General features: G+C 45.2%; 13 protein-coding genes. 7 read left to right on the top strand and 6 right to left on the bottom strand.

From position 1 onward, the window contains the following. Positions 1 to 61 precede the first annotated feature (61 nt). The 5 genes from C7475_RS10545 to rlmD all read right to left on the bottom strand — a co-directional run bounded on the left by C7475_RS10545 (position 62) and on the right by rlmD (position 5,459). The gene (locus C7475_RS10545) at positions 62 to 1,177 is read right to left on the bottom strand and encodes an endonuclease/exonuclease/phosphatase family protein (RefSeq protein ID WP_146217518.1); all 1,116 of its coding nucleotides are present in this window, start codon (positions 1,175 to 1,177) and stop codon (positions 62 to 64) included. 49 nt (positions 1,178 to 1,226) lie between these two features. Continuing rightward, positions 1,227 to 2,330: an endonuclease/exonuclease/phosphatase family protein gene (locus C7475_RS10540; protein WP_110053320.1), complete on the bottom strand. Its 1,104-nt coding sequence runs from the start codon at positions 2,328 to 2,330 to the stop codon at positions 1,227 to 1,229. Positions 2,331 to 2,429: 99 nt separating this feature from the next. After that, positions 2,430 to 3,182 carry a rhomboid family intramembrane serine protease gene (locus tag C7475_RS10535; RefSeq protein WP_110053319.1) on the bottom strand — a complete coding sequence of 251 codons (753 nt, stop codon included), beginning with the start codon at positions 3,180 to 3,182 and terminating at the stop codon, positions 2,430 to 2,432. 19 nt (positions 3,183 to 3,201) lie between these two features. Beyond that, the gene (locus C7475_RS10530; protein WP_110053318.1) at positions 3,202 to 4,032 is read right to left on the bottom strand and encodes a rhomboid family intramembrane serine protease; all 831 of its coding nucleotides are present in this window, start codon (positions 4,030 to 4,032) and stop codon (positions 3,202 to 3,204) included. A gap of 14 nt (positions 4,033 to 4,046) precedes the next feature. Beyond that, positions 4,047 to 5,459 (bottom strand): 23S rRNA (uracil(1939)-C(5))-methyltransferase RlmD, encoded by a 1,413-nt coding sequence (gene rlmD, locus C7475_RS10525; protein ID WP_110053317.1) that lies wholly within the window; start codon positions 5,457 to 5,459, stop codon positions 4,047 to 4,049. An 81-nt stretch (positions 5,460 to 5,540) separates the two neighbouring features. Between rlmD and C7475_RS10520 the strand changes: the two genes are divergently transcribed. The 4 genes from C7475_RS10520 (at position 5,541) to C7475_RS10505 (ending at position 9,446) form a co-directional block, all read left to right on the top strand. Next, positions 5,541 to 6,947 (top strand): redoxin domain-containing protein, encoded by a 1,407-nt coding sequence (locus C7475_RS10520; RefSeq protein WP_110053316.1) that lies wholly within the window; start codon positions 5,541 to 5,543, stop codon positions 6,945 to 6,947. A 117-nt stretch (positions 6,948 to 7,064) separates the two neighbouring features. Further along, positions 7,065 to 7,763 carry a porin family protein gene (locus C7475_RS10515; RefSeq protein WP_110053315.1) on the top strand — a complete coding sequence of 233 codons (699 nt, stop codon included), beginning with the start codon at positions 7,065 to 7,067 and terminating at the stop codon, positions 7,761 to 7,763. A gap of 138 nt (positions 7,764 to 7,901) precedes the next feature. Continuing rightward, the gene (locus C7475_RS10510; RefSeq protein ID WP_110053314.1) at positions 7,902 to 8,516 is read left to right on the top strand and encodes a porin family protein; all 615 of its coding nucleotides are present in this window, start codon (positions 7,902 to 7,904) and stop codon (positions 8,514 to 8,516) included. 228 nt (positions 8,517 to 8,744) lie between these two features. Beyond that, positions 8,745 to 9,446 (top strand): outer membrane beta-barrel protein, encoded by a 702-nt coding sequence (locus C7475_RS10505; protein WP_110053313.1) that lies wholly within the window; start codon positions 8,745 to 8,747, stop codon positions 9,444 to 9,446. A gap of 277 nt (positions 9,447 to 9,723) precedes the next feature. Here C7475_RS10505 and metF read toward each other — a convergent pair whose 3' ends face one another. Further along, positions 9,724 to 10,677, bottom strand: a complete 954-nt coding sequence (metF, locus tag C7475_RS10500) for a methylenetetrahydrofolate reductase [NAD(P)H] (RefSeq protein ID WP_110053312.1) — start codon at positions 10,675 to 10,677, stop codon at positions 9,724 to 9,726. Between the two features lie 213 nt (positions 10,678 to 10,890). Here metF and lptB point away from each other — a divergent pair, with 213 nt between their 5' ends. Genes lptB through fabG form a run of 3 tightly spaced genes read left to right on the top strand, consistent with a single transcriptional unit; the run spans position 10,891 to position 13,991 of the window. Further along, the gene (gene lptB / locus C7475_RS10495) at positions 10,891 to 11,655 is read left to right on the top strand and encodes an LPS export ABC transporter ATP-binding protein (protein ID WP_110053311.1); all 765 of its coding nucleotides are present in this window, start codon (positions 10,891 to 10,893) and stop codon (positions 11,653 to 11,655) included. A 23-nt stretch (positions 11,656 to 11,678) separates the two neighbouring features. Then, positions 11,679 to 13,211 (top strand): GH3 auxin-responsive promoter family protein, encoded by a 1,533-nt coding sequence (locus tag C7475_RS10490; RefSeq protein ID WP_110053310.1) that lies wholly within the window; start codon positions 11,679 to 11,681, stop codon positions 13,209 to 13,211. Between the two features lie 30 nt (positions 13,212 to 13,241). Beyond that, a complete protein-coding gene (gene fabG / locus C7475_RS10485) occupies positions 13,242 to 13,991 on the top strand; it encodes a 3-oxoacyl-[acyl-carrier-protein] reductase (protein WP_110053309.1) in 750 nt (249 codons plus the stop codon). Positions 13,992 to 13,997: the final 6 nt, after the last annotated feature.

Raw genomic sequence — 13,997 nt, 5'->3', positions numbered from 1 at the left:
AGTGTAAGCTACACTTCCTTTTGTTTGGATTGCAAAGATAATTATTGTTTCGTGAGTGGCATTACCGGGGAGGACTAAGATTGGCTATTACAGGATAATGATCAGACAGCCCGGAGTTGATTTTTCGGAATGAATTGATCTTGAATGATTTATCGGCAAATATGTAGTCTATCCTCAAGGTGGGTGCCAGTCCGGCATATGTCCGGCCGATACCGCTTCCTTTTCTTAGAAAGGCATCCTGCAATGGCCCTCTGATCGTGAAATAGGTGTAAGATGCCGGAGTATCATTAAAGTCTCCACATACTATCACGCGGTAAGGGCTTGTCTTAATAAATGCTGCTACAATATCCGCTTGTCTGCTGCGGCCCACATAGGCATCGCGCATTTTCTGAACGATATTACGTGTAGCCACCAGCCCGGTATCTTCCTGTTTCCTGATCTTCTCTATAGAGCGGTAATCCCTTTCGTTGAACCGGTAAGATGCCAGGTGCATATTAATAATACGGAAAGTGTCATTGTTGCGGACAATGTCAGCATAGATCAGGCTTTCGCTGAGAGGCCCCTGAGACAGTTTCACCTTGTCTGTATTTATGATAGGATACCGGGAATAGATGATAGAGCCCCAGTGCTGCATGCCATCCCGGTTAAAATCGCTGGAAAAGAATCGATAGGGGAGCTTCATCTCCCGGGAAATATCTTCCCTGTTATTGAAGTCATTCTTCTTTTCTGAGGTATAAAAATCCTGGATGCAAAGTACGTCCAGCTCCTGTTTTTTAATCAGCGCGAACATAGCCTCTCTGTTGTATTTACTGTCCTTTTCGCGGTATAGTCCGAACTGGGCTACGTTATAGCTCATGATATTCAGACTGCCATCGGGATTCGCAAATTGTTTACCCGCTGTTGGATAGTTAAAAGCGATAAAAGCTGAAATGGACTTCCATCCGATCAGGATCGGCAACATGGGCAACAGGCAGTATTTAAAATCGAACAGCAGCCAGCAAATGAAGAACAGCACCAGCGCGAGTAAGAGTAATGGAAAGAACAGCGTAATAAAACTTATAGGCCACCACTGCTCCGGCGATACATAGGGAGCCAGGCAGGCCACCAGAAAAAGGAGCACTACAATGGTGTTCACCGATAAAAAGAAACCTTTTGTGAATAGCCTCAGAAATCTCAACGCCTATCGCATTTTAGGTTAAAGATAGGAGAAATGGTGAATTCATTCGTTATAATGATAAGCTTGCCATTACAGGGAAATGCTGAAAGTCTTTCCTGACGTACGTTGTATAAGCATGAACCTTTAATGGCTGTTGTGCCAGAATGTAATCAATCCGCAGTGTGGGCGCAAGAAAGGATAAAGTTCGTCCGATACCGTATCCTTTATGAAGAAATGCATCCTGCAAATTGGCGCTGACCGTGTAATAGGTATACGAAACAGGCGTATCATTCAGATCACCGCACACGATCACTTTGTAAGGACTTGACAGGATCAGTCCTGCCAGTTGCCGCGCCTGACCGGCTCTTTTGTAAATAGTCTGTTTCATTTTTGATGCAAGCGTTCTTACTGAACTGAAAGATCCTTCTCCTGCTTCCAGCAATTTATAATCATCGTCCCGGAACATATATGATTGCAGTTGTGCGGTAATGATGCGCACAGTGTCTCCATATAGCAATACATCTGCCTGGAGAATACTGCTACCGCTGCCTGCAGTGCTGTATCCGCAGGGGATTCTGCTAGCCCTGACTATCGGGTAACGGGAGAATAATACAATGCCGTAATGCCAGTAATTCCAATGCGTTTTATCCCTGGTAAAGAAGTGATACGGATATTGTAATACACGTTTCATGGAATCAATGTGATTGGAAAAGCCAGGGCCTTCATTTGTGTAGAACTCCTGCAGGCAAAGAATGTCGGGAGAGGCATGCCGCAAAGTATTGTAAATGGACAGCTGAAGAGAAGTGTCTTCCCGGTAGTCTTTCAGGCCCATATTGCTGGTGTTGAAGGTCATTAGGGTGAACTGTTTTTTATCCGGGTCACTGACTGGCCGCTCTGAAGAAAATCGCATACCAACACTGTTATATAAGGCATTTCCGGACAACACTACACCAAAGAGGGAGATCCAGTAATAATGTTTTTTCCAGATCAGCCACAGGATGATAAAGATAAAGTTAATGGTCCAGGAGATCAGAAAGAATAATCCAGCGAACCCACTGGGCCAATATTGCCTTGGATCGAGATAGGGAAGCCAGGCAGAAAGCAGAAGGCTGATAGTGATCAGCAGATTGCATAAGAACAGGAATCGGGGTAGAAGTTTTGCTACAAACGGCACGACATAGGGGGTTTTATTAAAAATAGTGATAAAACCGGGAAAAGAAAAGCCCTCCGGTTCTGTATACCGGAGGGCTTTATATATAGAAATGTCAATAGGCTATTTGACGATATGCAAATGCGTCTTGGGGTGGAAAAGATGCGTGATCCTGTGCATAAACCTGTTAAAGCCTGCACCCAGATCATTGCCTTTCTTCCACTGTTGCATATAAAAAAAGCCGGTCAATCCTCCACCGATCAGTGGTGGCAGCATCGTCATATCATGTGTGTTTATGACGTGTGTATAGATATTCACGAGCAGGAATATAGCCGTGATGATCCAGAAGGGAATGGGCAGATTCGGCAGTAGTCTGTACTTGGGAGCTACTACAGTTGCACCAATGGCGAATGCCATGATCGGGGCCGCTGCGCCAGTCATGGTAGCAAATGGTTGCAATTCCCGAAAAGCAGGAATGAACTGCATGCCCAGCAGATAAAATACGGCGCCTACAACTCCGCTAAGCAGGTACAGCGGAAGTATACGATCACGACCTGCGTGGTTCTGAAGCATGGTGCCGAAGCAGGCCAGCCATATCATATTGCTGACGATCATCCAGAAACTATTGTGTGTAAACATGGAGGAGATCAATGCCCAGGGACTGTTCAGTAATGTTTCAAAATTGGCCGGCAGTACCACGCGCGATAATACATCACTATGGTAGCGTGACAACGGATTGCCCTCCATACGGTAGACGACTTCTGTGAAAAACAGCAGGATGAATATGGTAATATTGATCAGCAGCAGCTGGATAACCATATTTTTTTCTTCTCCCAGGGACAGGGGAGTGTTAGTCCTTTCCTCAACGTGCATCATGTCACAAGATCTTTAATGTTTAATAAAAATGCTGACGGTTATGTCTGTTCCACATCCTGAGGAGAAGGTAGCTAAAGAGCACTCCGCCAAGGTGGGCAAAATGGGCCACATTATCTCCGGCAGAGTTTTGGATACCTGAATACAGTTCCAGGAGGATGAGAATCCCTACAAAGTATTTCGCTTTTAAAGGGAACAGGAAGTAAAGGTAAATGAGATTATTCGGAAACAGGTACCCGAATGCGAACAGCAGCCCAAATACGGCACCGGAAGCACCTAGTGTGGCGCTATCTGGGTAATCATGGGCAAACTGCCGTACAAAGGCCTTGGTATCGTTAATAACACCAGGATCGTTCGGGAACTGGTAGAAGATATTTTTAGTGCCTTCGGCGAGGTACCGGCCTGAGTCCAGGTCATAGCGGTCGTCCAGCAACCTGAAATTGGTAATGGAAGGATCACTCAGGAATGCCTTGGCATCATGTGCCAGTCGTACATTCTCGTATGTGAGCACGCCCATGTGACAAAGTGCAGCGCCCAGTCCGCATACCACATAAAAGATCAGGAACCTTTTAGGTCCCCAGATGTTTTCCAGTGTTGCGCCGAACATCCAGAGGGTGAACATGTTCATGAACAAATGCCCCCAGGTAGCGTGCATGAACAGGTGTGTAATAAACTGGTGAGGCTTGAAAAGATCAGATCCCCAGTAATGCAATGCGAAGATGTCATCAATCTTATTAACTCCAAAGCTGCTTCCCAGTGTGTTTTGTGCAAGGAACACTAAGCCATTGATGATCAGAAGGTTCTTGATCACCGTGGGAAGTATCTCAAATCTGCCGGGCCTGAACTCGCTCATTTCTACCTTATTCTTTAATGATTAATTCTTTTCTCCAATAGCACCACGTTCTCAATGTGATGCGTGTGTGGGAACATATCCACCGGTTGTATCCTTTTTACACTGTACATCGCATCCAGCAGCGCCAGGTCCCTTGCCTGTGTAGCGGGATTACAACTTACGTATACTATGCGGGGAGCAGCAATTTCGAGTAGCTTATTAACCAGTTTTTCATGCATGCCGGCCCTTGGAGGATCGGTGATGACAACGTCTGGTTGCCCGTGTTGGGCAAAGAAAGCATCATTGCAAATATCCACTACATCTCCGGCAAAGAATTGTGCATTGTTCACATTATTGCGGGCAGCGTTTTCGATGGCATCGTCAATTGCCTCTTTTATCAGTTCAATGCCTACCACTTTACCGGCCTGCCGGGACACAAAAATACCAATACTGCCCGTACCGCAATAGAGATCGTAAACAATTTCTGTTCCTGTTAGTCCGGCAAATTCCCTGGTTACCTGGTATAACGCCTCACCCTGGTAGGTGTTGGTCTGGAAAAATGACTTAGGCCCTATCTTGAAGGTGAAGTCTTCCAGTTTTTCTTCTACATATCCTTTTCCAAAATAGACCTTCGGCTCCAGGTCGAAGATGGTATCGTTCAGTTTAGGATTTATGGTATACAGTACTGACGTAATGCCGGGTACGGTTGCCAGCAGGTGCTCAAATAAGGCTTCCCTGGCTTTTTTGTCTTCGTGATGGATCACGAGGTTGACCATCACCTCTCCAGTAGTACAGATCCTGATCACCAGGTTACGGAGCCAGCCTTCTTTGGCGCGGATGTCGTAGAAAGAAAGCTCATTAGCCAGTGCATATTCGCGGATCGTGTTACGGATGGCATTCACCGGTTCTGCCTGAAGGTAACAGGTATTGATATCCAGCACCTTGTCAAATAGCTTTGGCACATGGAAACCAAGCGCATTCTTTCTGGGAATGCTGCCATCTTCATTCAGTTCCTCTGCAGGGAGGTATGCTTTATTACTGAAAGTAAATTCGAGTTTATTACGGTAATGGGTAGTATGCCTGGAGCCGAGAATGGGCTGCATAGGCGGAAGTTCCAGTTTACCGATGCGCTGGAGGTTGTCGGCTACCTGCTGCTGTTTATATTCCAGTTGCAGGGAATAGGGCAGCATCTGCCATTTGCAGCCGCCACAATTGCCAAAATGTTCACAGAAAGGATCAACACGGTTAGGCGCCATAGAATGGAAGCGGATGGCTTTCCCTTCTGCCCAGTCTTTTTTGTTCTTACCGAGGCGTACGTCAACGACATCTCCCGGTACAACTCCGCCTTCAATAAATATCACTTTGCCATCTATCCGGGCCAGTGCCTTCCCTTCTGCTGCATAAGCGCTTACAGGGACATTTTCAAGAATAACATTTTTTTTCCTCACGGGTGCAAAGGTAGGATTTTAGCTGATCACTGATTTTTGAAATTGCCTTTTCCTTGCTACTTTTACAGTAACCGATATCCTATGCGTAAACTTATGATATTACTCGCCTGCATTTTCTGCCACTGGCAGCTACAGGCGCAGGGCTACCAGCTTACTTTCCAGTTAAAACAATATACCGGAGGCCAGATCTGCCTGGCGCATTATATGGGGAAAAGCTTTTACATGGCTGATTCCGCCCAGATCAATGCACAGGGTATTGCTGTAATGAAGAATAAGGAGCCTTTACAGGGCGGGATCTATATTGTGCTGCTTCCCGGCAGACAACGCTATTTTGAAATGCTGCTCGACAACAAGGACCAGCAATTTTCTGTCAGCATAGATACCACTGACCTGATCAACAAGACGGTGTTCAAAACCTCCAAAGAGAACGAGATCTTCCAGTCATATAATAAATTCCTGTCAAAAGAGGTCGCGCCACAGGACAGGCAGATCAATGCCCTGTTTGCTAAACGTACGGCTGCTGACAGTGCAGCAGCAAAACCAATGCAGGTTGAACTGGGTAAAAAACTAACGGACTTCCGGAGCAATATAGTTGGACAATACCCCAAAAGTTTGCTCACCAGTATTTTCAGGGCTATGAAAGATCCTGAAGTGCCGCCAACGCCTCCCGGCGAAGACTCTACGTTCGGCTACCGCTATTACAAAGCCCATTACTGGGATAGCGTGAATTTGAATGACGGCAGACTGGTAAGAACAGATATCATTGAGAAAAAACTGAACCGCTATTTTACACAGTTAGTGGCGATGGACCCGGATTCTATTATCACCGAGGCAGACAAGATCGTAGCAAAGACGCGGAAAGATAAAGAGATGTTCAAGTTCGTTGTATGGTGGCTAACCTATACATACGAGACTTCAAAATACATGGGTATGGACGCCGTGTTCGTGCACATGGTCGAGAAATATTACGTTTCAGGAGAGGCTTACTGGCTGAAAGATGAACAACTTAACAAGATCATCTCCAGGGCGTATTCCATGGCGCCTAACCTGATCGGACAACAGGCGCCTCCATTGGAAGTGAAAGATTCTTCCATGAAAGCTGTTTCTCTTTACACCACTAAAGCAAAATATACCGTACTTGTTTTCTGGGACCCAACCTGTGGACACTGTAAGATCGAGGTGCCCAAACTCGACTCTGCCTTCAATGCCAGCTGGAAGAACAAAGGTGTCGCCCTCATTGGCTTCAAAACAGAAGGTACAAAAGATGAATGGCAATCTTTCATTAAAGAGCACAAGCTCAGTGGATGGATCCATGCATGGGATCCTGATGCACAGAGCAATTACCGCCGCCTGTATGATGTATACAGCACCCCTGTAGTATATCTGCTGGATGAAAAGAAGAAGATCCTGGCTAAAAGACTGGGGGTGGAACAGCTCAACGAATTCCTCGAAAAAATGGAAACCAAAGGGGGAACAGTCCGTAAATAAATTGATATAGAAATTATTTCTTGTTGTAATTCATTTGTTTGCAATCAGATAAGGCTGCTGTCAATTGCTTTGGCATAGTCTTTGGAAATTCCTGTTTGTAATCAAAATGTTAAGATTATGACAAAGAAGCTTATCCTTTCGTTTGCGGCCCTTGCAATTTCTTTCGGAGCAATGTCTCAGGTGCGCGTTGGTGTTAAAGGTGGATGGAACCTTTCCTCAATTTCTGTTGATAATGATGGTTCGGTCGATAAAGACCAGTCATTATCTGGTTATCATGTCGGTTTAATTGCCGATTTTCCGCTGGTGCCTAAAGTTCTCTCTTTCCAGCCAGGTGTGTTCTACACAACCAAAGGTGCAAAACTGGAAGCCGGAGATAAGGACAATAGTACTACTAATCCTTACAGGAAGTTCACAACAAGGCCCCAGTACATTGAAGTTCCTTTAAACTTTATTGGTAAGATCCCTGTTGGCGCCAACACCAGGCTGTTTGCCGGTATTGGCCCCTACTTCGCCTTTGGTGTAGCAGGTAAGAACAAGGTAACTACTACTATTGCCGGTGTAACTACCAGCACAGAGTCTAACATTAAATGGGACGACGATACTCCTTTTAATGACGGAGATCCTGACCAGGGACTGAACAAGTACAAACGCTTTGATTGGGGTGGTAACCTCCAGGCAGGTGCGGAATTTAATAACTTCCTGGTATCGGCACAGTACGGACTTGGTTTTGGTAAGATCAACTCCGGTGGAGATGACAGCAGAAACGATAAGAACAAGAACCGTGTATTCAGTGTATCCGTAGGTTATCTGTTCTAGTCAGTAATGACAATTGATCAATCACTTTTTACAAGGGTGTAAACAGGCAACACCTGCTAATAACAAAACAAAAGCTAAGAAACAGGTATAGCATCCATCAACGCCTGTAGGATGCTATACCCAAATTAAAACACCTATATGAAAAAGGTATTATTATCCGTTGCCGCGCTGATGATTGCAGGCATTACTTTTGGTCAGGCAAAATTCGGTATCGTGGCTGGTCCTAACTTTTCTAGTGCAACTACAAAAAGTGCAGGTGACAAAGAAACCGGCGATCTGATAGTTGGCGTAAGAGCTGGTGTAACAGCTGATTTACCGCTGGCAGATGAATTCTTCATTGGTACAGGCTTATTATTTGCTGGTAAAGGAAACAAGGCAAGTGACAACTTCAAAACAACCCTGTCGTATCTGCAATTACCTATCAACTTCCTCTTCAAGCCAGAAGTTGGTAATGGTTGGCTGAACCTGGGAGCAGGTCCTTATGTAGCTTACGGTCTGGGTGGTAAACACAAAGGCACTGTTGGTAACGTGTCCGCAGAATGGAAAGCTTTTGATGATGAATCCAATATTATCAACGGTAAGCTGAAACGCTTTGACGCGGGTCTCGGAATCGTGGCTGGTTATGAATTGAAAGCCGGTTTTAACTTCGGTATCAATGCCGACCTGGGACTGGTAAACGCGTATGATAATACTGATAACGATCGTAGCTGGAAGAACACATCTTTCGGTGTTTATGTAGGTTATAAATTCTAAGGCAAGCAATATTTAATAAAAGCGTCCTCCCGTCTTCATGACGAGGAGGACGCTTTATTTTTATAGCTACTGGTTTTTACGGAATAACCTTTATTTAAAACCATTTTTTGAGTATTTAGATTATTTTTATAGCAGAATGTTAAATGGGACAAGCTCCCCGTGTTATCGCCCTGGAATACCCTATTGAGAGACAATACCGCAACTTTATTACAACACAACGTAAAACGCATGAGTAAATTTTTTACACTCTTCTTTTTAACGCTGTTAACTCCCCTATTTGCACTCCATGCCCAGGTCAGTCTGGGGCTGAGAGGAGGTTATACTTTATCTGCCACACAGATAAAAAATAGTCAGGGATATAAGAGTAACAGCATCGGTACCAGTAGCCAGTTAACAAATCTGCACGCTGACCTGATCGTTAACGTACCTGTCTACAAAAGCCTTTATTTCCAGCCATTGGTGAGGTACATTACCAAAGGCGCCTATCTCCGGCCACTGCCTTCAAAGCCCGGCGTATTTGTGGAGTCGGCCAACCAGCTTAAGCTGCGTTATCTGGAAGTGCCGATGAATGTGGTGCTTAAATTCCCCAGTGCGTTGGGTAAAATAGTAGTAGGCGGCGGCCCTTATGTAGCTTATGGTCTTGGGGGGACCTATGAGCTGGATGTGTTATACAATGGCTCTGTTGTCAGTACTGATTCACGCCCGGTGGAGTTTAATTACAAGGACAAGGGTATTGCTCCGGGTGCGCAGTTAAGCAGATTTGATGCTGGTGCTAATCTGGCGCTGGGGCTGGAATTTAACAATCTGATGGTGTTTGGCGCTAATTTAAGCCGGGGGTTTCTTAACCTTGACCGTACCGCATCTGCCAGGATCACCAACAGTTATTTCTCTTTGAGCCTGGGGATCTTACTGGACAGAGAAGATTACTAGATAACAATTACACTTATTTATAAAAAGGGAGTTCCTGAGAAGGGGCTCCCTTAATTTTTTGCAGGCACAATAGGGGGGATGCCTGTGATGTCCGTCTAAGGGATTGATAATTCATCAAGAGTTATCCGAAAGAAAAGACAAAAAGTGTGACAGTTATTCGGACATGCTACTACGTTTCCACGTAATGGCATTTTAATAAGAAAACGGTTACCATTTAAATAAAAAGCGGTCCGCCACTGGCGGACCGCTTGCTTTATAGAAGATGCGTCAATACTTATTATACCACTGCTTCAACTGCCTTTCGGATCACGTGGGGTTTGCCCAATGTGTAATAGTGTAATACAGGTACGCCAAAGGCTTTCAGTTCTTTAGACTGTTGTATCAGCCATGCGGTGCCTACTTCCTCTACTTCCTTATCTGTTTTACATTTCAGTATCTCATTGGCAAATTCCGCCGGGATGTCAACATGGAAAGTACGTGGCAGTACTGTTAGTTGTTTGCGGCTGGTGATCGGTTTCAGTCCGGGAATGATAGGCACGGTAATACCTGCTTCACGGCATTTATTAACGAAGTCGAAGAATTTCTGGTTGTCGAAAAACATTTGAGTGACGATATAGTCAGCACCATTCTCCACCTTCTTCTTCAGATAGGTCATGTCTGTCTGCATATTCGGCGCCTCAAAATGTTTCTCAGGATACCCTGCCACACCGATGCAGAAGTTTGTTTTGACACCACCCTGCAGGTCTTCCTCCAGGTAGATACCGTTATTCATATGCGTCACCTGCTGCAGTAGTTCGTCTGCATAACGGTGCCCGTGAGGTTCCGGCTCGAAGAAAGTTTCATTTTTCGGGGCATCTCCACGGAGTACGAGTACATTGTCCACGCCCAGGAAATTAAGGTCGATCAGGGCGTTTTCTGTTTCCTCCCTGCTGAAGCCACCACAAATGAGATGCGGAACAGCATCAACATTATAGTGGTTCATTAATGCCGCGCAAATGGCCACTGTACCGGGGCGCTTGCGGATCTCTACTTTTTCAAAAGTGCCATCAGCCCTTTTCTTAAACATATGCTCACTTCTGTGGTAAGTAACGTTAATGAAGGCTGGCTTGAATTCCATTAATGGATCAAGATGGTCATATATCGAATCGATACTCTTACCTTTAAGGGGAGGTAGGATCTCAAAGGAGATCAACGTATCTTTTGCCTGCGCAATATGTTCTGTTACTTTCATAATAGAAATAAAAGTGAGCTTAAGTTAATGCCGGGCAAAAATAATACATCCGTTAGAATTATCATCTGTTTTTTCGCGAAAAGGGCGAATATTTTAATAGATTGTACAACATTCATAGATAAAAAATGTAGCGATCTTGCACAAAGTAAGGGACTGACAACAGTTAGCTGTTGAAAGCTAAATGAAAAGTGTATTTTTGCTAAGTTTGAACATATGGCATTAAAAATACATACAGATCAGCTGGTAAAGCGCTATGGAGCAAGAACCGTAGCCAATCATGTATCTGTAGAAGTGACACAAGGTGAGATAGTAGGGTTGCTTGGTCCTAACGGAGCAGGAAAGACAACTACATTCTACATGGTAGTAGGGCTGATCAAGCCTGACGAAGGACAGGTGTACCTGGATGACTTGAATATCACAAAGCTGCCAATGTACAAAAGGGCGAAGATGGGAATTGGCTATCTGCCACAGGAGGCTTCGGTGTTCCGTAAGCTTAGTGTGGAGGATAACATATCCGCCGTACTGGAAATGACAAACCTTAAAAAGGCGGAACAGAAAGAAAAGCTGGAAAGCCTGCTTGAAGAGTTTCGTCTTACCCACGTGCGTAAAAGCCCGGGAGATGTATTGAGCGGAGGGGAACGCCGGCGTACTGAAATAGCGCGCGCACTGGCGGTAGACCCTAAGTTCATCCTGCTGGATGAACCATTCGCCGGTATCGATCCAATTGCGGTGGAAGACATTCAGTCTATTGTAGCCCGCCTTAAATACAAGAACATAGGGATCCTCATAACAGACCATAACGTGCAGGAAACACTCTCCATCACAGACCGCGCTTACCTTCTTTTTGAAGGTAAGATATTAAAAGCGGGTACTGCAGAAGAGTTAGCCGAAGACGAACAGGTAAGAAAAGTGTATCTTGGCCAGAATTTCATTTTACGTCGTAAGAATTACCTGGACGAAGCTGCTAAACAACAATAAACTACTACGTTCCTGATCCTATTATGAGAATATTAAGTCCTGCAATATCACAATTGGCACGTTTGCGTATGGGGCGCATAGAATATTTTATGCAATACCCCGTACAGGTGCAGCAGCAGGTGTTCCAGAACCTCATCAGCGCCGCTCAGTACACCGAGTTTGGCAAGCAATACGGTTTTTCACAGATTTATAAGATAGAAGAGTTCAAGCAACGGGTGCCCATACACAACTATGACACCCTGAAACCTTATATCCAGCGATTAATGGAAGGGCAGCAGAACATCTTATGGAATACGCCTATTAAATGGTTTGCGAAATCGAGCGGTACCACCGCCGATAAGAGCAAATTCATACCTGTCTCTGTCGAGAGCCTGGATGATTGTCACTATCGCGCCGGTAGGGATGTATTGTCACTATACTATAATAATTTCCCTGATTCCCGCCTGCTTACCGGTAAATCGCTGGTAATAGGGGGGAGCCACCAGGTTAATAAACTGGACGCTGAAAGTGACTCCTATTTCGGAGACCTGAGTGCAGTGATGCTCCAGAACATGCCTTTCTATGGTAACATGATCCGTACGCCCGACCTCTCTATTGCCCTTATGGACGAATGGGAGGAAAAGATAGAGCGTATGGCCAATGCCGTGATACATGAAAATGTGACTTCCATTGCCGGGGTGCCTACCTGGACGCTGGTACTCATCAAGCGTATATTCGAAATAACCGGTAAAGATAACCTGGCCGATGTATGGCCTAACCTTGAACTATATATGCACGGTGGTGTAAGTTTCACGCCATACAGGGAGCAGTTTAAAAAACTGATCCGTAAGCCGGATATGTATTACCAGGAAACCTACAATGCATCCGAAGGCTTCTTTGCTGCACAGGATGTAATAGGAGAGGAGGGGCTGTTGCTGTTCCTCAACCACGGTATTTTCTATGAATTCATGCCGATGGAAGAATACGGAAAGGAATGCCCGCAAACCCTGCAACTGCAGGAGGTGGAGATGGGTAAGAACTATGCCCTCATCATCAGCACCAACGGCGGTTTGTGGCGTTACCTGGTAGGAGATACGATCCAGTTTACCTCCCTTGCGCCTTACCGCGTGAGAGTAAGCGGACGTACCAAGTCTTTCATCAATGCCTTCGGCGAAGAGCTGATCGTAGAGAATTCAGATACGGCCATTGCCAAAGCCTGCGAGGTAACAGGGGCTGTGATGAACGACTATACCGCAGCGCCTATCTATTTCAGCGGGAACGACGCTGGCGGACATGAATGGCTGCTGGACTTTGATGTAATGCCTCGCGACCTGGAACAGTTTATTGATATACTCGATCATACCCTTAAAACAATTAACTCAGACTATGAAGCCAAACGCCATAAGGATATGGCGTTGCGTCGCCCGGTAGTACATGTATTGCCCAAAGGGACCTTTACAGACTGGCTGAAAAGTAAGGGTAAATTGGGTGGTCAGCATAAAGTGCCCCGCCTTAATAACGAGCGGCAGCATGTGGAAGAAATTCTTAAATTCGCCGGCATCACAGGCAAAATCTAATAATCATTATCTAACAACTATTACGTCTATATGAAATTACTGGAGAACAAAGTAGCTATTGTGACAGGAGCCAGCAGAGGTATAGGTGAAGCTATCGCCATCAAATTTGCAGAGGAAGGTGCAAACGTTGCATTCACATATCTTAGTTCTGATGAAAAGGCCAAAGCACTGGAACAAAAGCTGGAGGCAATGGGAGTAAAGGCAAAAGCCTATAAATCCAACGCTGGCAGCTACCAGGAAAGTGAAACACTGATCAATGATGTACTGAAGGAATTTGGTGCTATAGATATTTGTGTGAACAACGCCGGTATTTCCAAAGACAACCTGTTGTTACGTATGAGCGAGGATCAGTGGGATGACGTAATGGACATCAACCTGAAGAGTGTTTATAATATGACCAAACATGTGATCCGCCCGATGATGAAGGCAAAGAGCGGTTCCATTATCAATATGAGCTCCATTATCGGTATGAAAGGTAATGCGGGTCAAAGTAGCTATGCAGCTTCTAAAGCTGGTATAATCGGATTTACTAAATCTATCGCTGCGGAACTGGGTAGCCGTAATATCCGTTGTAACGCGGTGGCGCCAGGCTTCGTAGAAACTGATATGACGCATTACCTGAAAGATGGAGATGGTGCTAAAAAATATCTGGATCAGATCCCTCTGGGCAAATTCGGCAGTCCCGAAGATATCGCTAATGTGTGCCTGTTCCTGGCTTCCAATATGAGTGGCTATGTAACCGGCCAGGTGATCAGCGCCTGCGGTGGTTTGAATATGTAATTACAG

It is taken from the genome of Chitinophaga sp. S165 (assembly GCF_003182155.1).
Lineage (GTDB): Bacteria > Bacteroidota > Bacteroidia > Chitinophagales > Chitinophagaceae > Chitinophaga.
The sequence above is the reverse complement of the archived record's forward strand: the minus strand, read 5'-3'. Positions and strand labels throughout refer to the sequence as shown.

Bases quoted from the DNA above. Each gene is read 5' to 3' on its own strand.
- C7475_RS10535 (WP_110053319.1), bottom strand. From the start codon at position 3,182: ATGATGCACGTTGAGGAAAGGACTAACACTCCCCTGTCCCTGGGAGAA.
- C7475_RS10530 (WP_110053318.1), bottom strand. From the start codon at position 4,032: ATGAGCGAGTTCAGGCCCGGCAGATTTGAGATACTTCCCACGGTGATC.
- C7475_RS10520 (WP_110053316.1), top strand. From the start codon at position 5,541: ATGCGTAAACTTATGATATTACTCGCCTGCATTTTCTGCCACTGGCAG.
- C7475_RS10515 (WP_110053315.1), top strand. From the start codon at position 7,065: ATGACAAAGAAGCTTATCCTTTCGTTTGCGGCCCTTGCAATTTCTTTC.
- C7475_RS10510 (WP_110053314.1), top strand. From the start codon at position 7,902: ATGAAAAAGGTATTATTATCCGTTGCCGCGCTGATGATTGCAGGCATT.
- C7475_RS10505 (WP_110053313.1), top strand. From the start codon at position 8,745: ATGAGTAAATTTTTTACACTCTTCTTTTTAACGCTGTTAACTCCCCTA.
- metF (WP_110053312.1), bottom strand. From the start codon at position 10,677: ATGAAAGTAACAGAACATATTGCGCAGGCAAAAGATACGTTGATCTCC.
- lptB (WP_110053311.1), top strand. From the start codon at position 10,891: ATGGCATTAAAAATACATACAGATCAGCTGGTAAAGCGCTATGGAGCA.
- C7475_RS10490 (WP_110053310.1), top strand. From the start codon at position 11,679: ATGAGAATATTAAGTCCTGCAATATCACAATTGGCACGTTTGCGTATG.
- fabG (WP_110053309.1), top strand. From the start codon at position 13,242: ATGAAATTACTGGAGAACAAAGTAGCTATTGTGACAGGAGCCAGCAGA.